The 20,498-nt window shown below is 56.8% G+C and carries 14 protein-coding genes; 12 read left to right on the top strand and 2 right to left on the bottom strand.

The features are described 5' to 3' along the window. The first annotated feature begins 39 nt into the window (after positions 1-39). The 7 genes from corC (at position 40) to rihA (ending at position 7,122) form a co-directional block, all read left to right on the top strand. On the top strand, positions 40-918 hold the full coding sequence (gene corC, locus ACB496_RS06100; RefSeq protein ID WP_100777214.1) for a CNNM family magnesium/cobalt transport protein CorC: 879 nt from the start codon (positions 40-42) through the stop codon (positions 916-918). A 5-nt stretch (positions 919-923) separates the two neighbouring features. Next, the gene (lnt, locus tag ACB496_RS06095) at positions 924-2,462 is read left to right on the top strand and encodes an apolipoprotein N-acyltransferase (RefSeq protein WP_371974676.1); all 1,539 of its coding nucleotides are present in this window, start codon (positions 924-926) and stop codon (positions 2,460-2,462) included. 401 nt (positions 2,463-2,863) lie between these two features. After that, positions 2,864-3,769, top strand: coding sequence for an amino acid ABC transporter substrate-binding protein (locus ACB496_RS06090; RefSeq protein WP_146003453.1), 906 nt, complete (start codon positions 2,864-2,866; stop codon positions 3,767-3,769). Between the two features lie 157 nt (positions 3,770-3,926). Then, a complete protein-coding gene (locus tag ACB496_RS06085; protein WP_102104168.1) occupies positions 3,927-4,667 on the top strand; it encodes an amino acid ABC transporter permease in 741 nt (246 codons plus the stop codon). Continuing rightward, complete coding sequence (gltK, locus tag ACB496_RS06080; protein ID WP_100777217.1) at positions 4,667-5,344, top strand: glutamate/aspartate ABC transporter permease GltK; 678 nt, start codon at positions 4,667-4,669, stop codon at positions 5,342-5,344. The genes ACB496_RS06085 and gltK overlap by 1 nt, the downstream gene beginning before the upstream one ends. Further along, positions 5,341-6,066 (top strand): amino acid ABC transporter ATP-binding protein, encoded by a 726-nt coding sequence (locus ACB496_RS06075; protein WP_107704044.1) that lies wholly within the window; start codon positions 5,341-5,343, stop codon positions 6,064-6,066. The genes gltK and ACB496_RS06075 overlap by 4 nt, the downstream gene beginning before the upstream one ends. Positions 6,067-6,186: 120 nt before the next feature. Next, entirely contained in the window at positions 6,187-7,122 is a 936-nt protein-coding gene (gene rihA / locus ACB496_RS06070) for a pyrimidine-specific ribonucleoside hydrolase RihA (protein ID WP_102104169.1), read from the top strand. 79 nt (positions 7,123-7,201) lie between these two features. Here rihA and ACB496_RS06065 read toward each other — a convergent pair whose 3' ends face one another. Continuing rightward, positions 7,202-7,684 (bottom strand): zinc ribbon-containing protein, encoded by a 483-nt coding sequence (locus tag ACB496_RS06065; RefSeq protein ID WP_100777220.1) that lies wholly within the window; start codon positions 7,682-7,684, stop codon positions 7,202-7,204. 173 nt (positions 7,685-7,857) lie between these two features. Between ACB496_RS06065 and ACB496_RS06060 the strand changes: the two genes are divergently transcribed. Next, on the top strand, positions 7,858-8,022 hold the full coding sequence (locus tag ACB496_RS06060) for a YnfU family zinc-binding protein (RefSeq protein ID WP_164971751.1): 165 nt from the start codon (positions 7,858-7,860) through the stop codon (positions 8,020-8,022). A gap of 157 nt (positions 8,023-8,179) precedes the next feature. Next, positions 8,180-16,762, top strand: a complete 8,583-nt coding sequence (locus ACB496_RS06055; protein WP_371974675.1) for a GH36-type glycosyl hydrolase domain-containing protein — start codon at positions 8,180-8,182, stop codon at positions 16,760-16,762. A gap of 18 nt (positions 16,763-16,780) precedes the next feature. Here the strand turns inward: ACB496_RS06055 and ACB496_RS06050 are convergent, their stop codons facing one another. Continuing rightward, positions 16,781-17,014: a hypothetical protein gene (locus ACB496_RS06050; RefSeq protein WP_100777222.1), complete on the bottom strand. Its 234-nt coding sequence runs from the start codon at positions 17,012-17,014 to the stop codon at positions 16,781-16,783. A gap of 145 nt (positions 17,015-17,159) precedes the next feature. On the opposite strand from ACB496_RS06050, the gene ACB496_RS06045 reads away from it, so the two are divergent. The 3 genes from ACB496_RS06045 (at position 17,160) to leuS (ending at position 20,489) form a co-directional block, all read left to right on the top strand. Beyond that, a complete protein-coding gene (locus ACB496_RS06045) occupies positions 17,160-17,336 on the top strand; it encodes a YnfU family zinc-binding protein (protein ID WP_215628780.1) in 177 nt (58 codons plus the stop codon). Between the two features lie 20 nt (positions 17,337-17,356). Further along, the gene (locus ACB496_RS06040; protein WP_194512750.1) at positions 17,357-17,632 is read left to right on the top strand and encodes a hypothetical protein; all 276 of its coding nucleotides are present in this window, start codon (positions 17,357-17,359) and stop codon (positions 17,630-17,632) included. A gap of 274 nt (positions 17,633-17,906) precedes the next feature. Next, on the top strand, positions 17,907-20,489 hold the full coding sequence (gene leuS / locus ACB496_RS06035; protein WP_371974674.1) for a leucine--tRNA ligase: 2,583 nt from the start codon (positions 17,907-17,909) through the stop codon (positions 20,487-20,489). Positions 20,490-20,498: the final 9 nt, after the last annotated feature.

Genomic DNA, 20,498 nt, shown 5'->3' with positions numbered 1-20,498 from the left:
GCGCGCATTAAACTCACAAGAGAACCCTTAACAAACGCCATGAGCGACGACAATTCACACAGTAGCGACACGACAACCAGTAAGAAGGGATTTTTCTCCCTCATTCTGAGCCAGCTGTTCCACGGCGAACCGAAAAACCGTGATGAACTCCTGGAGCTGATTCGTGATTCCGGGCAGAACGATCTTATCGACGAAGATACGCGCGAAATGCTCGAAGGGGTCATGGACATCGCCGACCAGCGCGTTCGCGATATTATGATCCCCCGCTCGCAGATGATTACCCTGAAACGCAACCAGACTCTGGACGAGTGCCTCGATGTGATCATCGAATCGGCCCACTCGCGTTTCCCGGTGATTAGCGAAGACAAAGATCACATTGAAGGGATTCTGATGGCCAAGGATCTGCTGCCGTTTATGCGCAGCGATGCCGAAGCTTTCAGCATGGAAAAAGTGTTACGCCAGGCGGTGGTGGTTCCGGAAAGCAAGCGCGTTGACCGCATGCTGAAAGAGTTCCGCTCCCAGCGCTACCACATGGCGATTGTTATCGATGAATTTGGCGGTGTTTCCGGCCTTGTGACTATCGAAGATATTCTCGAACTGATCGTCGGTGAAATCGAAGATGAGTACGACGAAGAAGACGATATCGAATTCCGTCAGCTTAGCCGACATACGTGGACCGTGCGCGCGCTGGCCTCCATTGAAGAGTTCAACGACACCTTTGGCACCCACTTCAGCGATGAAGAGGTGGATACCATTGGCGGGCTGGTGATGCAGGCCTTTGGCCATCTCCCGGCGCGCGGCGAGTCCGTTGACATCGATGGTTACCAGTTCAAGGTCGCTATGGCCGACAGCCGACGTATTATTCAGGTTCACGTCAGAATGCCGGACGACTCCCCGGTGCCAAAACTGGAAGATTAATGTAAATGGCATTTGCCCCACTGCTTGAACGCCAGCGCGTCCGTTTGCTGCTGGCGCTGTTGCTCGGAGCCAGCGGAACGCTGGCTTTTTCTCCTTATGACATCTGGCCTGCCGCCCTCCTCTCACTGATGGGGTTACAAGGACTGACGCTGAATCGTCGCCCGATTCAGGCTGCGGCCATCGGCTACTTCTGGGGTCTGGGCCTGTTTGGCTCCGGCATTAACTGGGTTTACGTCAGTATCGCCCAGTTCGGCGGTATGCCTGGCCCGGTTAACGTCTTCCTGGTGGTGCTGCTGGCGGCGTATCTCTCGCTGTATACCGGTCTTTTCGCGGGGATTTTGTCGCGCCTGTGGCCGAAAACCAGCTGGCTGCGCGTGGCGATTGCGGCACCCGTGGTCTGGCAAATCACCGAGTTTTTACGCGGCTGGGTGCTGACCGGCTTCCCGTGGCTGCAGTTTGGCTACAGCCAGATTGATGGCCCGCTAAAAGGCCTGGCGCCGGTGATGGGCGTGGAGGCGATCAACTTCCTGCTGATGGTGGTGAGTGGTCTGCTGGCACTGGCCCTGGTGCAGCGCAACTGGAAACCGCTGGTCGCAGCAGTGGTGCTGTTTGCCCTTCCCTTCCCGCTGCGCTTTATCCAGTGGTTCACTCTGGAGCCCGCGCGCGCAACTCAGGTGTCGATGGTGCAGGGCAACATTCCGCAGTCGCTGAAGTGGGATGAGAACCAGCTGATCAATACGCTGAAAATCTATCTCGATGCGACGCAGAAAGAGATGGGCAAATCTGACCTGATTATCTGGCCGGAGTCTGCGATTCCCGATCTGGAGATCAACCAGCAGCGTTTCCTGAGCATGATGGACGATCTGCTGCGCGCGAAGAACAGCACGCTGATCACCGGGATTGTCGACGCGCGTCTGAACAAACAGAACCGTTACGACACCTACAACACCATTATCACGCTCGGCAAAGACAACCCGTACAGCTACGAATCGGCGAATCGTTACAACAAAAACCACCTGGTGCCGTTTGGTGAGTTTGTACCGCTGGAAACGATTCTGCGCCCGCTGGCACCGTTCTTCGATCTGCCAATGTCGTCCTTCAGCCGTGGGCCTTATGTCCAGCCGCAGCTTCATGCGCATGGCCTGGCGCTGACCCCGGCGATCTGTTACGAAATCATCCTTGGCGAACAGGTGCGCGATAACTTCCGTCCCGATACGGATTATCTGCTGACCATCTCCAACGATGCCTGGTTTGGCAAGTCGATTGGCCCGTGGCAGCACTTCCAGATGGCGCGCATGCGTTCCCTGGAGCTGGCCCGTCCGCTGCTGCGCAGCACCAATAACGGCATTACCGCTGTGATTGGTCCGCAGGGTGAAATCCAGGCGATGATCCCGCAATTCACACGCGCCGTGCTGACAACCACCGTCACGCCAACCTCCGGCCTCACGCCGTATGCTCGCACCGGCAACTGGCCGCTGTGGATCCTGACGGTACTGTTTGGTTTTGGCGCTGTGTTAATGAGTTTGCGTCAGCGTCGTAAGTAATCCCCCCAGTGCCCGGCGGCGTTTCGCTTGCCGGGCCTTCATTCCTCATCCCAGGCCAGGTCTGGCACGACACATCTGATACCCGGCAATTCCCCCTCAACTCCCATTTCTGGCACGCCTATTGCTTTGTTAAATCACAGATTCAGTGGTTTGGCTTAACGTGCAACGTTGGCGCACCACCGCAGTTCATCGGTAGCACCGAAACGGTGCAGGCAGATATTTTTGCCTCTGAATGGTGCGGCGCGCTTCGCAAAAATAAACAATAACGCAGCAAAATCTTTACATTAAGCCAGACTAAATGTTAACAAGCTTGCATAACACTGCACTCGCATCGCGCGAGATATAACAACATCACAATGGGTATCAATGCGTCATTGGCGCAGATAATAAAGGAGTTGGGTATGCAATTACGTAAACTGGCCACAGCAATGCTGGTAATGGGGATGTCCGCAGGCGTCGTTCACGCTGAAGACGCTCCGGCTGCCGGGAGCACTCTCGACAAGATTGCCAAAAATGGCGTGATCGTGGTCGGCCACCGTGAATCTTCCGTCCCGTTCTCATACTACGACAACACGCAAAAAGTCGTAGGCTACTCTCAGGACTACTCCAACGCGATCGTAGAAGCGGTCAAGAAAAAGCTCAACAAACCTGACCTGCAGGTGAAGCTGATTCCAATTACGTCGCAAAACCGTATTCCTCTGCTGCAAAACGGCACCTTCGATTTTGAGTGTGGTTCCACCACCAACAACCTCGAACGTCAGAAACAAGCGGCCTTCTCCGACACTATCTTCGTGGTCGGTACGCGTCTGCTGACCAAAAAAGGCGGCGAGATTAAAGACTTCGCAGACCTGAAAGGCAAAGCGGTTGTAGTGACCTCCGGTACCACCTCTGAAGTGCTGCTGCATAAGCTCAACGACGAGAAGAAACTGGATATGCGCATCATCAGCGCGAAAGACCACGGTGACTCTTTCCGTACGCTGGAGAGCGGCCGCGCGGTGGCATTCATGATGGATGACGCGCTGCTGGCGGGCGAACGTGCAAAAGCGAAGAAACCAGACAACTGGGACATCGTCGGCACGGCGCAGTCGAAAGAGGCATACGGCTGTATGCTGCGTAAAGACGACGCGGGCTTCAAAAAGCTGATCGATGACACCATCGCTCAGGTTCAGACCTCCGGCGAAGCAGAAAAATGGTTCGATAAGTGGTTCAAGAACCCGATTCCACCAAAAAATCTCAACATGAACTTTGAACTGTCTGACGACATGAAAGCCCTGTTCAAAGAACCAAACGACAAAGCACTTAACTAATTAGAACCATTAAGGGGCGGGATCTCCTGCCCTCTCGATTGTCGGGAAGCGCGGACAGACTATACGTTGAGTGGTCGTTCCCCACTCAGCGCGAACATTGAGCTTCTCACCAATCTTCGAGGGTAGCGCTGCTACCCTTTTTTTTCTGGAGTTTATTATGTCAATAGACTGGAACTGGGGCATTTTTCTGCAACAAGCTCCGTTCGGCAACACCACCTATCTTGGCTGGCTGTGGAGCGGCTTTCAGGTTACCGTTGCGTTATCGATAACGGCCTGGATAATCGCTTTCCTGGTCGGTTCCCTGTTCGGTATTTTACGTACCGTTCCGAACCGTTTTCTCTCTTCCCTGGGTACCCTGTACGTCGAACTGTTCCGTAACGTTCCGCTCATCGTGCAGTTCTTTACCTGGTATCTGGTTGTGCCTGAACTGCTGCCGGAAAATCTCGGCATGTGGTTTAAATCTGAGCTGGACCCGAATATTCAGTTCTTTGTCTCCTCGATGCTCTGCCTTGGCCTGTTCACCGCTGCGCGCGTATGCGAGCAGGTGCGTGCCGCGATTCAGTCGCTGCCGCGCGGGCAAAAGAACGCCGCACTGGCGATGGGCCTGACGCTGCCGCAAAGCTACCGCTACGTGCTGCTGCCAAACGCTTATCGCGTAATCGTTCCGCCGATGACCTCCGAGATGATGAACCTGGTGAAAAACTCGGCCATCGCCTCCACCATTGGTCTGGTCGATATGGCGGCGCAGGCGGGCAAGCTGCTGGATTACTCCGCCCACGCGTGGGAATCTTTCACCGCCATTACCGTGGCCTATGTGCTGATTAACGCTTTCATCATGCTGGTGATGAACCTGGTTGAACGTAAAACTCGCCTGCCGGGCAATCTGGGGGGCAAATAATGTACGAGTTTGACTGGAGTTCCATTGTTCCCGCCATGCCCTATCTGCTCGACGGGCTGGTTATTACCTTAAAAATCACTGCCATTGCGATCGTGGTTGGTATTGTGTGGGGCACGATTTTGGCGGTCATGCGCCTGTCGAGCTTCAAGCCTTTCGCCTGGTTCGCCACCGCCTACGTCAACGTCTTCCGCTCCATTCCGCTGGTGATGGTGCTGCTGTGGTTTTATCTGATCGTCCCCGGTCTGCTGCAAAACGTGCTGGGACTGTCGCCGAAAACCGATATCCGCCTGATCTCTGCCATGGTCGCGTTCTCAATGTTTGAGGCGGCGTACTATTCGGAAATTATTCGCGCGGGTATTCAGAGCATCTCTCGCGGACAATCGAGCGCGGCGCTGGCCCTGGGGATGACCCACTGGCAGTCCATGAAGCTCATTATTCTGCCACAGGCGTTTCGCGCCATGGTCCCGCTGCTGCTGACGCAGGGCATCGTTCTCTTCCAGGATACCTCGCTTGTGTATGTGCTGAGCCTCGCGGACTTCTTCCGTACGGCCTCCACTATCGGCGAACGCGACGGTACGCAGGTTGAGATGATCCTGTTCGCAGGTGCGGTTTATTTTGCAATTAGTTTAAGCGCGTCGCTGTTGGTTACCTGGCTGAAGAAAAGGACAGTCTCATGATTTCCCTGAAAAATGTTTCTAAATGGTATGGGCACTTTCAGGTGCTGACCGACTGCTCCACCGAAGTGAAAAAAGGCGAAGTGGTTGTGGTATGCGGGCCGTCTGGCTCCGGTAAATCGACGTTGATTAAAACCGTCAACGGCCTGGAACCGGTGCAGAAAGGCGAGATTGTCGTCGATGGCACGAAGGTGAACGACAAAAATACCAATCTGGCGAAACTGCGTTCCCACGTCGGGATGGTGTTCCAGCACTTTGAGCTGTTCCCGCACCTGTCGATTATCGAGAACCTGACGCTGGCGCAGGTAAAAGTGCTGAAACGCGACAAAAAAGCGGCGCGTGATAAAGGCTTAAAACTGCTGGAACGCGTGGGGCTGTCTGCTCACGCCGATAAGTTCCCGGCCCAGCTCTCCGGTGGTCAGCAACAGCGTGTGGCGATTGCGCGCGCGCTGTGCATGGACCCTATCGCCATGCTGTTTGATGAACCGACCTCCGCGCTTGATCCGGAAATGATCAACGAAGTGCTGGATGTGATGGTGGAGCTGGCGCACGAAGGGATGACCATGATGGTGGTGACCCACGAGATGGGCTTTGCCCGCAAAGTGGCCAACCGCGTGATCTTTATGGACGAAGGAAAAATTGTCGAAGATTCGCCGAAAGAGGACTTCTTCGCAAATCCACAATCCGATCGCGCTAAAGATTTCCTCGCCAAAATCCTGCACTGATCAACCGGGTGCGCACTCTTCGGATTGCGCACCACTTCACGCTTTAGGTCTCTTCTTCTCGTCTGCTTCACCTTGCGGCGTTAACCTTGTCACAAAATAACGCCAAAAATGGAGCACCCTATGCCACTGCCGATCATTCTCGATTGCGATCCTGGTCATGATGACGCTATCGCGCTTGTCCTTGCCCTCGCCTCACCGGAATTAGCCCTCAAAGCCGTCACCTCCTCCGCCGGAAATCAGACCCCGGACAAAACCCTGCGTAATGTGTTACGCATGCTGACCCTGCTCAATCGCATGGATATCCCGGTGGCGGGCGGCGCGGTGAAACCGCTGATGCGCGATCTGATCATCGCCGATAACGTCCACGGCGAGAGCGGGCTGGACGGCCCGGCGCTGCCTGAGCCAGGCTTTGAACCGCAAAACTGCACGGCGGTTGAGCTGATGGCGAACGTGCTGCGAGAAAGCGACGAGCCGGTGACGCTGGTGGCGACAGGCCCGCAAACCAACGTGGCGCTGCTGCTCAACAGCCACCCGGAACTGCACGCCAAAATCGCGCGGATTGTGATCATGGGTGGAGCGATGGGGCTGGGGAACTGGACGCCCGCGGCAGAGTTCAACATTTTCGTCGATCCGGAAGCCGCAGAAATTGTCTTCCAGTCGGGCATCCCGATTGTGATGGCCGGTCTGGATGTCACCCACCGGGCGCAGATCATGGCAGAAGATATCGCGCGTTTTCGCGCAATTGGCAATCCTGTTGCCACCACGGTCGCTGAGCTGCTCGACTTCTTTATGGAATACCACAAAACCGAGAAATGGGGCTTCCAGGGCGCGCCGCTGCACGATCCGTGCACCATCGCCTGGCTGCTGAAACCGGAGATTTTCACGACCGTTGATCGTTGGGTAGGCGTTGAAACCCAGGGGAAATACACTCAGGGCATGACGGTGGTGGATTATTATTTCCTGACGGGCAATACGCCGAATACCACGCTGATGGTGGATATCAACCGGGAAGCGTTTGTAGATTTGCTGGCAGAGAGACTGAAGTTTTACGCCTAATCAGTGCGCCGGGCGGCGCTGCGCTTTTCCGGCCTACGGTTTTGCAGGCCCGGTAAACGTCGCGCCACCGGCGTTGAGATTACGGCTCGAAAGGCCGTCTCTGGAACTGGTCATGGCCGCATTTCGGGCAGCGCGGCAGAACGTCCGGGGTATACACCGCCAGATGGAAATGACAGTTTTCACAGACCAGATTGCCCAGCCCAACCACCTCGCCGCTGTGGTACACGCCGTGATGATTCAGATCCTGAAACACTTCGCGCCACTCCAGCTGGGTTTTATCGGTGATATCTGCCAGTTCCTGCCACAGACTCTCTTTAATCACCCGCATAAATACGCTGTCGGTAACGTCGTTTTGACTCTCTTCGTAGCTTCGCGCGAACTCCTCAAGGTCGCGGCGCACGGCTCGCGTCACCTCTTCCACTTCGGTGCGCGTCAACTCACCCGTCTGTACAACCCGAACACGCGCCTGCTCGACAAGAGCATCAATATCACGTTCGCCGTTACGCAGGCGCTCCGTCAGTGTGGCAACCAGTTCGCGGTAAAATTGAGCAACCTTGTTCATCCTTTCGCCTCCCGGGTAAGTAACTGTCTCTAATAATAGACCTTATTTTGCTGCTGCTTTGTCAGGTCGACCACAGACCGGGTAAATTCCTGCAAAGGCGGGATGCGATACCGTGCACAGTATTTGAACAGTTCGTGCTAGGATGAAGCTCATTCATTGAAAGGTTAATCATCATGTCTCTTCTCGATTACGCAATGAAGCTTATCGGTGGCGCATCAACCACCACTGTGACTTGCCCGCACTGCGGCCTCAAGTCCTCCCACCCGACCTCCAAAATTCGTCTCAAACAGGCCATGCTGTGCCCCGGCTGTAAAGCCCTGTTTGTTGCTCCACGCTGATTGCACGCGCGCCCTTTGGCGCAACATCGGTGTTCTATACTGAAGTAAGAGTCCAGCAGCTGTTAAATCCAAGATGCCCCACACCCATCCTGAGAGAACGTTTCTGATCTGATTTCACAACTGCTCCTGCGCGTTCATGTCGCACCAGAGCAACCCTATGAAAATGAGCCTTAAATCGTGGCGGAGTCGTTCCCGTTCACTTCCGCCTGTCAACGTCTCTGCCCTGAAGGGGCACGAGCCTGTGCCAGAAAATAGTCTGCAGGCCGAGCTGTTTTCGACGGCGCAGATGGCGCGCTACGGTCAAAAACTGGCGCGTTCGCACAAGCTGTCGCCCGACAAACTGCCCTATTACCTGCTCAAACGCCTCGATGATAACGAGGCGGTCATTACGCAAAACTGCTACGACCTCAATGCCGGTAAAAAAGCGACGATTATGCCCGCCGGTGAGTGGCTGCTCGACAACTACTACCTGATTGAGGAGCAGATCCGCATCGTGCGCCAGCATCTGCCGAAGAATTTCGGCAAAGGGCTTCCGGCGCTGGCCTCCCCTCATGACTGCCCGCGAATTTACGCCATTGCCGCCGAGGCGATTGCCCATGGCGACGGGCGCTGGGACGCCACCAGCCTCACCAGCTATATCAGCGCCTATCAGCAGGAAACGCCGCTGACGCTGGGCGAAGTCTGGGCGCTGCCAGGTATGCTGCGCCTGGCGCTGATCGAGAATCTGCGTAGGGTCAGTATCGACGTGGTTAAAGCCCAGCAGGAGCGCAATCTGGCGGATAGCTGGGTCACCCGCATTTTCGAATGTGCGGAGAACACGCCCGCCGATCTGATCATGGTGATCGCCGATCTGGCGCGCTCCAGCCCACCGCTCACCAGCGCGTTTGTCGCCGAGCTGGTGCGCCGTCTGCAGGGACGCGGCAATATGCTGGCGTTACCGCTGACCTGGGTCGAACAGCGTCTGGCGGAACAGGGAGTCACTACCGATACCCTGATCCACCGCTTCAACCAGCAGTTAGCCGCCAGCCAGCTGTCCGTGAGCAACAGCATCGCGGGCTTGCGTTTGCTGAGTGAAACCAACTGGGCGGATTTTGCCGAGGCCATGAGCGTCGTCGAGCAGATGTTGCGCCAGGACCCGGCAGGCATTTATCCGCTGATGCACTTCGATACGCGCGATCACTATCGTCACGTCATTGAGGTTCTGGCGCGAGACAGCCGCTTTAGCGAGCCGGAAGTTGCCCGCCGCGTGCTGGCGCTTGCCAGTGAAAATGCGCCCGAGACACCCGGCGCCCATATTGGCTATTACCTGAAGGGCGAAGGCCGCCAGCAGCTGGAGATCCTGCTTACGGCAGATGCGTCGCGGCTGATTCGCCTGCGGCACAGCTTCAACCAGATTCCGCTGATGTCATGGCTCGGCAGCCTGAGCCTGTTGACCACCGCCGCGACGGCTGAAATCCTGCACCGCACGGCGCAGCAGGGGATGGGCTGGCTGCTGATCCTCCTCGCACTGCCGCTGATTATTGTGCTCAGCCAGCTTGCCAGCGACCTGCTGAGTGAAGCGACGACCCGTTTTCGTACGCCGCGCCCGTTGCCGCGCATGGACTTTTCCAGCGGTATTCCGGCAGAGTCAGCCACGATGGTGGTCATCCCCTGCCTGCTCACCAGCGCCGACGGAATCAGCAAGCTCATCACCCGCCTGGAAGTGTGCTGGCTGGGCAATCAGAGCGATCATCTCTGTTTTGCGCTCCTGACCGATTTTGCCGATTCAGCAGAGGAATATTCACCGCAAAACAGTGCCCTGCTCGACCAGGCGATGTCACACGTTCAGGATCTCAACCGCCGCTATCCGGCCAACCGCCCGCTGTTTTATCTGCTCCACCGGAACCCAGAATGGAACCCGCAGCAGGGCGTGTGGATGGGTTATGAACGCAAACGGGGAAAACTGGCGCTGCTGAACAGCTGGTTACGCCATCCTGACAAACAATTTTCCAGCGTCGCCGATCTGCCAGCCCACCAGCGACCGGCGCCGATCAAATACGTGATCACGCTCGACAGCGACACTCTTCTGCCGCGCGATACCGCCCATAAGCTGGCCGCAACCATGGCCCATCCACTCAACCGGCCAGAGTATGACGCCGCGCGCCAGCGGGTAATCAAAGGCTACGGCATTCTGCAACCGGGCATGGCGGAAGAGATGCCCCGCAACGGGCAAGGGCGCTATGCCGCCATGTGCAGCAGCATTGCGGGGAATAACCCCTATTCAATGATGTCTTCCGATATCTATCAGGATCTGTTCAACGAAGGCTCTTTCGTCGGGAAAGGGATTTACGACGTCGATATTTTTGTGCAGGCCACGCACAACACCTGCCCGGAAAACCTGGTGCTCAGCCACGATTTGCTGGAAGGGTGTTATGCCCGCTCGGGGCTGTTAAGCGAAGTGCTGCTCTATGAGCAGTACCCGAATAACTATCTTTCAGATGTCGCGCGTCGCACCCGCTGGATCCGCGGCGACTGGCAACTGCTGAACTGGCTTAAACCGCGCGTCAGAAAAGCCGATGGCACGCGCGATAAAAACCCACTGTCCGCCCTGTCGTACTGGAAATTATTCGACAACCTGCGCCGTAGCCTGGTCGCCCCTTCCCTGTTGACGCTGCTCTTTTGCACCCTGCTGTGGGTGCCGAATCCCCTGTACTGGCTGGGCGTGCTGGCGCTGGTGTGGCTCTTGCCCACCGGGCTGGCGGTCGCCTGGGATCTGATCAATAAACCTGCCCGGCGTCACACTGTGCAGCATCTGCTGCTGGTCGCCTCCGGCGCCCTGAAGCGGCTTTCCCGCATCGGGCTGACTGTGGCGACGCTGCCTCATGAGGCTGGCTATTCTCTGTATGCCATTGCCGTCACGTTCTGGCGTCTGGGATTCAGCCACCGCAACCTGAGCCAGTGGGCCAGCTTCAGCCCTGACGACGATGTGGCAAAAACCTCACCGCTCCGCTTTTATCGCGCGATGTGGATGAATGTCGCCTGCGGCGTGGCTCTCAACGTCCTGACCGCCCATATTGCACCGATGTTTTCCTTTATCGCGCTGCCCTTAAGCCTGCTGTGGTGCCTGACACCGCTGCTGCTGAGCTGGATGAGCCGCCAGCCTGCCCGCCGGACGTTTTCACCCAACAAGGAACAGAAGCTGCTGCTGCGCCAGACGAGCCGCGAAATTTGGGCCTTTTTTGAAACCTTTGCCACCGCGAAAGAAAACGGACTGCCACCGGATAACTATCAGGAGATCCCCCACCCGGTGATTGCCCATCGAACGTCGCCGACCAATATTGGCCTTTCGTTGATGGCAAACCTGACGGCGTGGGATTTTGGCTATTTGCCGATTGGCGAGGTGCTGCAGCGCGTGACGCTGACCCTGGACACGCTGGATAAGATGGAGCATTTCCGCGGGCATTTGTATAACTGGTACGACACCCAGACCCTCGCGCCCCTTAGCCCGCGCTATGTATCCAGCGTCGACAGCGGCAATATGGCGGGCCACCTGCTGACCCTGCGCGAAGGGCTGACCGCCATGCGAAATCAGCCCGTGTTAAACTGCACGCAGGTGCTGGCCGGGCTGAACGATACCCTGGGGATCCTCGAAAAACACTGGGGACAGCACGCCCCAACCGGGCTGCGGCTGTTGCGTAAACACTGTCTGAACGCTAACGCCCTGTCTCCGGCGCAGGTTTACCTCGAACTGAAGCAGATGCGAACCCAAAGCAACCATTTGACGGCGCTGTGCCATCAGGATGACAAACTGGTTCTGCGCTGGATCGAGCATTTGCAGCGCCAGCTGGTGCAGCTGTGCCATGAATGGTCGCATCTGCTGGGCTGGTTAACGCCCGCCTATGACTCCCCGACGCTGCCGTCTTTGAGCGAGCTTGCTCAGGCGACGCACCGCGGTGAAGGCACGCCCTCCACCTCGGCGATTACCCTGGCACGCATGCGCCTGAATATCATTACCGAGCTGGAACAGCGGCTGAACGAGCATGCGCGGATGGATTTCACGTTCCTCTACAGCGAAGTGACCAGCCTGCTCAGCATCGGCTACAACTGCGACAGCAATATGCTGGATAAAAGTCACTACGATCTGCTGCCCTCCGAAATTCGCCTGACCAGTTTTCTCGCCATCGCCACTAACCAGCTGCCGCAGAAGAGCTGGTATGCGCTCGGCAGGCTGTTTACCACCATTGAGAACGAAACCGCCCTAATGTCATGGAGCGGTTCGATGTTTGAATATCTGATGCCGAATCTGGTGATGCCCACCTGGCCCGGTAGCCTGCTGGACGAGATGAGCCAGTCGGCGGTAATGCGCCAGATCCATTGGGGGAAAGAGCGCGGCGTCCCCTGGGGTGTGTCGGAGTCGGGCTATCACGCCTTTGATGTGCAGCAGAACTATCAGTATCAGGCCTTTGGCGTGCCGGGTCTCGGCCTGCGTCGTGGGCTGGCGGACGATATGGTCGTCGCCCCTTACGCCACGCTGCTGGCGCTGATGGTTGCGCCGCAAAAAGCCTGTGACAACCTGCTCCGTCTGGAAAAAAACGGCGCGCGCGGGGAGTTCGGTTTTTATGAAGCGCTGGATTACACCCCGTCGCGTCTCGCCTCCGGACAGTTGTACGCGGTGGTACAGTCGTGGATGGCGCACCATCAGGGGATGGCGTTTCAGGCGCTGGCGCACGTAATGCTGGATGCGCCGATGGCCGACCGGTTTATGGCCAGCACCGCCTTCCAGTCTGCCAGCCTGCTGTTGCAGGAGCGAGTACCGGATGCGGTCGATCTCTATAGCCCGCGTCGTCATTTTGAGTCTCACGAAGGACGCGTTAAACCGGTGCACTATGAGCCGAGGATTTTCACCACGCCGGACAACCTGATCCCTGAGGTTCAACTGCTCTCAAACAGTCATTACCATCTGATGATGACCCACACTGGCGGCAGTTACAGCCGCTGGAACGATCTGGCCCTCACCCGCTGGCGCAGCGATACCACCCGCGATAACTGGGGAGCGTTCTGCTATATCCGCGATCTGCAGTCGGGCGAAATCTGGAGCAATACCTGGCAGCCGATGGGCGATGCGGACAGCAGCGACGAAGTGATCTTTACCGATGCGGGCGCGGAATTCCGACGCACGCTCGGCTCCCTGAGTGTGAAAACTCAGGTGGTTGTGTCGCCGGAAGATGATATCGAACTGCGGCGCGTAACGCTGCTGCACCGTGGCCGCCAGCCGCGCACCATCGAGCTGACGACCTACGCCGAAGTGGTGCTGGCACCGGCGAACAGCGATCTGGCGCATCCGTCGTTCAGCAAACTGTTTATCCAGACTGAACTGGTGCCCGCTCAGAACGCCATTCTGTGCCACCGACGTCCACGCGCGCCGGATGAAAAAAGTCCCTGGTTGTTCCACATGATGGTGGTACAGGGCAGCAGTCAACCTCGCGCCTCGTTTGAAACCGACCGCGCGGCGTTTCTTGGCCGCGGCAGGCATCCGGCAGATGCGCTGGCAATCGGACAAAGCGGGCCGCTCAGTAACTCCTCTGGCTCGGTGCTGGACCCGGTGCTGGCCATTCGCCAGTCGATCACCCTGCAACCCGGCCAGCCGGTCACCGTCGATATCCTGTATGGCGTGAGCGAAAATCGCCAGCAGAGCCTGACGCTGCTGGAGAAATATCGCGATCATCCGATCGCCGACCGCGTCTTTGAGCTTGCCTGGTCGCACAGTCTGGTGGTGTTGCGCCAGATTAACGCCAACGAAGATGACGCCGCCCTGTTTAACCGGCTCGCCGGTGCGATTCTGTTTCCGTGCCAGGAGTTGCGCGCCGACAGCCAGACCCTCAGCCGCAACCGACGCGGTCAGTCGGGCCTGTGGGGCTGGGCGATTTCCGGCGATCTGCCGATTGTGCTGCTCAGCATCAGCAGCGAAGAGAGCATTCTGTCGATTACCACCCTGATTCAGGCGCACCGTTACTGGCGGCTGAAAGGGCTGGCGGTAGATCTGGTGATCCTGAATGAAAGCCCCGGCGGTTATCAGCAAGCGCTGCAAAATCAGATCATGGACCTGATTTATGCCGGCTCTGAAGCAAGCCTGCTGGATAAATCGGGCGGGATTTTTGTCCGTAACGGCGAACACCTCTCCACCGAGGACAAACTGCTGCTGATGAGCGTTGCTCACCTGTATCTCGACGATCGCGCAGGCGGATTGAACGAACAGCTGGATCAACGCATTCATAGTCTTAAAACCGTGCCTGCGCCCTTTATCGCGCACGGCGGATCGGGCGTTATTCAGCATATTCCCTGGACGCCGGATACGGGACAACTGCTGCATTTCAACGACCACGGCGGTTTTTCTCAGGATGGCCGCGAGTACCAGATTGTCCTTCGGGAAAATGCCCCGACGCCCGCCCCCTGGTCGAATGTGCTGGCCAATGCCCGTTTCGGCAGCGTGCTGTCGGAGGCCGGGCAAGCCTACAGCTGGTATGAAAATGCCCATGAATATCGCATCACGCCGTGGGAAAACGATCCCGTCAGCGACCCTGGTGGAGAGGTGTTTTACCTGCGCGACGAAGAGAGCGGCGCGTGCTGGTCGCCGACCACCTTACCCCTTCGCGGTGAAGGGGATTACCTCTCTCGCCACGGGTTCGGCTATAGCGTCTTTGGCCACCGGGAGAGCGGCATCGACAGCGAGCTGACGGTGCTGGTCGCCGAGCATGAGCCGGTCAAACTGGCGATCCTGACGCTCAGCAACAACTCCGGGCGGACACGAAAACTCTCCGTCACCGGATACGTGGCCTGGACGCTGGGTGAATCACGCTCGCAGTCGGCCCACCATATTGTGACCCATGCGGCCAGCGTCAACGGCGGCTGCGGCTGCGGCGTGATGGCGAACAACTTTTACGGCGACAACGGCAGCGGCCGTACGGCATTTTTCGCGGTCAGCGGTGTTCACTGCTCCCTGACGGGCGATCGGCGCGAGTTTCTGGGTCGTAACGGCTCCCTGCACGATCCGCTGGCGATGCGCTTGCACAGGCTGTCGGATAAAACCGGAGCCGGACTGGACCCTTGCGGCGCGGTGCAATCGGCTGCCACGGTGATCGACGGCGATCACAAGACCTTTATTTTTGTGCTGGGAGTGGGCGACGATCCGGCACAAGCGCAGACGCTACTCAATCGCTATCTCAACGAAGAGGCCGCCCGCGAGGAGCTGAACAACGTTCACCGTTACTGGCACAGCGTGCTCGATAACATCGTGGTCAACACCCCGGACAGTGCCGTCAATCTGCTGACCAACGGCTGGCTGCTGTATCAAACGGTGGCCTGTCGTCTGATGGCGCGCAGCGGGTACTATCAGTCCGGGGGCGCATTTGGTTTCCGCGATCAGCTCCAGGATACGCTGGCCCTGAGCCACGCCGCGCCTGAACGCCTGCGGGACCAGATTGTGCTCTGCGCTTCCCGGCAGTTTATCGAGGGCGACGTGCAACACTGGTGGCATCCACCGCACGGCAACGGCGTGCGCACGCGCTGCTCGGACGATTATCTCTGGCTGCCGCTGGCGGTTTGTCACTATGTCGAGACTACCGGGGATAACGGCGTGCTTGAGCAACAGATTCCTTATCTGGAAGGCCGTCTCCTTCAGCCCGGCGAAGAGTCAGTGTACGACACGCCGATAGTGAGCGCCGTCGAAGAGACGCTGTGGCAGCACTGCGTAAAAGCCCTGCGTCATGGTTTGCAGTTCGGACAGCATGGTCTGCCGCTGATGGGCGCGGGCGACTGGAATGACGGCATGAACCGGGTCGGGATCGAGGGGAAAGGGGAAAGCGTCTGGCTTGGGTTCTTCCTGTACGACATTTTGCAGCGCTTCGCCGCTCTGGCTGAACAGCGTCAGGACGGGACGATAGCGGAACTGTGCCGCACCCAGGCCTCACGTTTGCAGAAAAACCTGGAAGCTTCCGGCTGGGACGGAGAGTGGTATCGTCGCGGCTATTTTGACGGCGGCGAACCGCTGGGGTCGAAGGCCTCTCAGGACTGCCGAATAGATGCCATCGCCCAAAGCTGGTCGGTGCTCTCCGGAGCCGCCGATCCGGTGCGCAGCGCGCGGGCGATGCAATCGCTGGATAAGCTGCTGGTGGATAACGACGCCGGGCTTATCAAACTGCTGACGCCACCGTTCGATGGCCACGGCCCGAATCCGGGCTACATTCAAGGCTATCTGCCCGGCGTGCGGGAAAACGGCGGGCAGTATACCCACGGTGCAATCTGGGCGGTGATGGCCTTTGCCCGAATGGGCAATACGGAGCGGGCGTGGCAGCTGTGGTCAATGATCAATCCTATCAACCACGCTTTAACGGCCGATGACGTTGAACGGTATAAAACCGAGCCTTACGTCATGAGTGCCGACGTCTACAGCGTCGCGCCGCATAGCGGACGTGGGGGCTGGAGCTGGTATACCGGTTCAGCGGGATGGGCCTATCGCCTGCTCACAGAGGAGTTGCTGGGGATAAAACGCTACGGTGAAACCTTTGTCGTACATGCGCAGTTACCGCATGACTGGCCGTCACTCAATATGACCTATCAGCAAGGGAGTAGTCAGTATCACATTACGGTTTCGCGGGGTGGTGAAGCCTACCAGGTACGACTTGATGGGGTTACGCTGCCTGATGACCGCATTCCGCTGATGAAGGATGGGCAATCTCATACGGTTGAGATTGTTCAGAATTAATTTCTGAAAACAGGCGCATTAACACCTGCCGTTAATGCGCTGATTATCGCGGAGGACATCAATTGCCGTTTGCATCGCAATTTTATTATCCCGCTTTTTTTGCTGCGCTTGCATCACTTGCAAATATTCGAGCAACGTTCGGGTATTGATCGGCCTTCCCTGCTTACCCACAGCCAGGACAGCTTCACCTAAAATAATTTTGACGGGCGGTAATTGTGCGGGGTACCAGTCGAGAGTGTCTTCTGATTTCATTATAAAATTCTCACGGAAGGGTATTATATCATAAATCCTGTCTGAATTCCCGGTCCCCTTTTACGCCATGAATGCGCGAAAACATTACCCGTAAACGTCAGCATAAAAGCGTATAATTAATAACCACCCTTAAGAGTATTCATTTATGTCCTATACCAGTGGCCTTCGGGAATTTAAAGAGCGGCCCGTACACGTGGCCTGCCCGGTCTGTTCCCACAGGGCCGATCAAAAAGCGGGGAAGATGCGAAAGGATGCGGTGCTTGAATGCCCCTCATGCGGATTACTTTTCCGCCCCTCCGAATGCTGGTGCATTGGAGGATAACCTTAATCGAGGCCATCATCATGAAAACCAGGAAAGCTGTTTTTATTGAAGGTCATATTGTTGCTAATCGACGGCTTGGCGAAACCTGCCACCCTTTTTGTATTCACAGCGTCATGTTCAGTAATGGAAAATATGCCATTGTGCGGGCTGAGTCCGGGATCTGTTTTAATCCCGGAGAAATTATTCAACGCTACGATTGCGAATGGTTTTTCCACGAGCAGAAAATTCATCTACTGCCTTTTCAGTACATTAAAGAAAACGAATCCCTGCGGCAATTATCTGAATATGAAACCTGATACCCCCTCACACCGGGTTACTGTCAGTTATATTGTCAACGCCAGTTGCGCTCGTTATATGAATAATAAAACGCGCGCCGAGCCTGCTGCCTAAAAATGGATGCCCCTCGCTTTTGGGTGGACGAACCGGTCGCCAGGGCATATCGCGTGACGTTAACGCATTTGCGTGAAAGGCTGTTTTGACGCAGGCGTTTGGGCTATGCTATGCGGATCTGAAATACCACATCCATTGGCTACGTTTGTAGCTGTATTGAGAACAGGACCACTGGCTGCCATGCAAGAGCAATACCGCCCGGAAGAGATAGAATCAAAAGTCCAGCAACACTGGGACGAGAAGCGTACCTTTGAAGTCACTGAAGACGAGAGCAAAGAGAAGTATTACTGCCTGTCGATGCTTCCCTATCCTTCTGGTCGACTACACATGGGCCACGTGCGTAACTACACCATCGGTGATGTGATTGCACGCTACCAGCGTATGCTGGGCAAAAACGTGCTGCAGCCCATCGGCTGGGATGCGTTTGGTCTGCCAGCCGAAGGCGCGGCCGTCAAAAACAACACGGCTCCTGCGCCGTGGACTTACGACAACATCGCCTACATGAAAAACCAGCTCAAAATGCTGGGCTTTGGTTACGACTGGAGCCGCGAGCTGGCGACCTGCACCCCGGAATACTACCGCTGGGAGCAAAAATTCTTCACCGAGCTGTATAAAAAAGGCCTGGTGTACAAGAAAACTTCTGCCGTTAACTGGTGCCCGAACGACCAAACCGTTCTCGCGAACGAACAGGTTATCGACGGCTGCTGCTGGCGCTGCGACACCAAAGTTGAGCGTAAAGAGATCCCTCAGTGGTTTATCAAAATCACCGCTTACGCCGACGAACTGCTGCGCGACCTGGATACTCTGGATCACTGGCCAGATACCGTTAAAACCATGCAGCGCAACTGGATTGGTCGTTCTGAAGGCGTCGAAATCACCTTTGACGTGCAGAACAGCGATCAAAAACTGACGGTTTACACCACGCGCCCTGACACCTTTATGGGGTCCACCTACCTGGCCGTGGCTGCCGGTCACCCGCTGGCACAGCAGGCGGCGGCGACCAATCCTGAACTGGCTGCTTTCATCGACGAATGCCGCAACACCAAAGTGGCCGAAGCCGAAATGGCAACCATGGAGAAACGTGGCGTCGCGACGGGCTTTAACGCCATTCACCCGCTGACCGGTGAAGCAATCCCGGTCTGGGCGGCTAACTTCGTGCTGATGGAATACGGCACCGGTGCCGTGATGGCGGTTCCAGGCCACGATCAGCGCGATTACGAATTTGCGACCAAATACGGCCTGACTATTAAGCCGGTAATCCTGGCCGCCGACGGTTCTGAACCGGATCTGTCCGAGCAGGCGCTGACTGAAAAAGGCACCCTGTTCAACTCCGGCGAATTTAGCGGCCTGAGCTTCGAAGATGGCTTCAACGCTATCGCAGACAAACTGGCCGCGCTGGGCGTGGGCGAGCGTAAAGTGAACTATCGTCTGCGCGACTGGGGTGTTTCCCGTCAGCGTTACTGGGGCGCACCGATTCCTATGGTGACGCTGGAAGACGGTACGGTTATCCCAACGCCTGAAGATCAACTGCCGGTGATCCTGCCGGAAGATGTGGTGATGGATGGGATCAGCAGCCCAATCAAGGCCGATCCTGAGTGGGCAAAAACCACCGTCAACGGCCAGCCTGCCCTGCGTGAAACCGACACCTTCGATACCTTTATGGAATCGTCCTGGTACTACGCGCGCTACACTTGCCCGCAGTATCAGGAAGGGATGCTGGACGCCAAAGCGGCCAACTACTGGCTGCCGGTAGACATCTACATCGGCGGTATCGAACACGCCATCATGCACCTGCTCTACTTCCGCTTCTTCCACAAACTGATGCGCGATGCGGGCCTAGTGAACTCTGATGAGCCAGCCAAACAGCTGCTGTGTCAGGGTATGGTTCTGGCAGATGCGTTCTACTATCTCGGCGAAAACGGCGAGCGTAACTGGGTTTCCCCGGTTGACGCTATCGTTGAGCGCGACGAGAAAGGCCGTATCGTGAAAGCCAAAGACGCGGCAGGCCATGAGCTGGTGTATACCGGCATGAGCAAAATGTCGAAGTCCAAAAACAACGGCATCGACCCGCAGGTCATGGTAGAGCGCTACGGCGCGGATACCGTGCGTCTGTTCATGATGTTTGCGTCTCCGGCGGATATGACTCTGGAGTGGCAGGAATCCGGCGTAGAAGGTGCGAACCGCTTCCTGAAACGCGTCTGGAAACTGGTTTACGAGCACACTTCTCAGGGTGAGGCTCCGGCACTGAATGTGGCGGCACTGAGTGAAGATCAGCAGGCGCTGCGTCGCGATGTTCACAAAACTATCGCAAAAGTGACCGATGATATTGGTCGTCGTCAGACCTTCAATACCGCAATTGCGGCTATTATGGAACTGATGAACAAGCTGGCGAGAGCCCCGCAGGAAGGCGAGCAGGATCGTGCCTTGATGCGTGAAGCGCTTCTGGCTATCGTTCGCATGCTGAACCCGTTCACGCCTCACGCCAGCTTTACCCTGTGGCAGGAGCTGAAAGGTGAAGGCGATATCGATAACGCACCGTGGCCGGTTGCTGATGAAGCCGCTATGGTTGAGAACACCACGCTGGTGGTGGTTCAGGTTAACGGTAAAGTGCGCGGTAAAATTACTGTTGCCGTCGATGCAACGGAAGAACAGGTTCGTGAACGCGCAGGCCAGGAACATCTGGTTGCGAAGTACCTTGATGGCGTTACCGTACGTAAAGTGATCTATGTACCGGGTAAACTGCTGAATCTGGTCGTTGGCTAAGCGCGGGAG

Source organism: Lelliottia nimipressuralis (assembly GCF_041464075.1).
GTDB lineage: Bacteria > Pseudomonadota > Gammaproteobacteria > Enterobacterales > Enterobacteriaceae > Enterobacter > Enterobacter nimipressuralis.
Note: the sequence above shows the minus strand (reverse complement) of the source record. Positions and strands in the feature narration are given on the sequence as shown.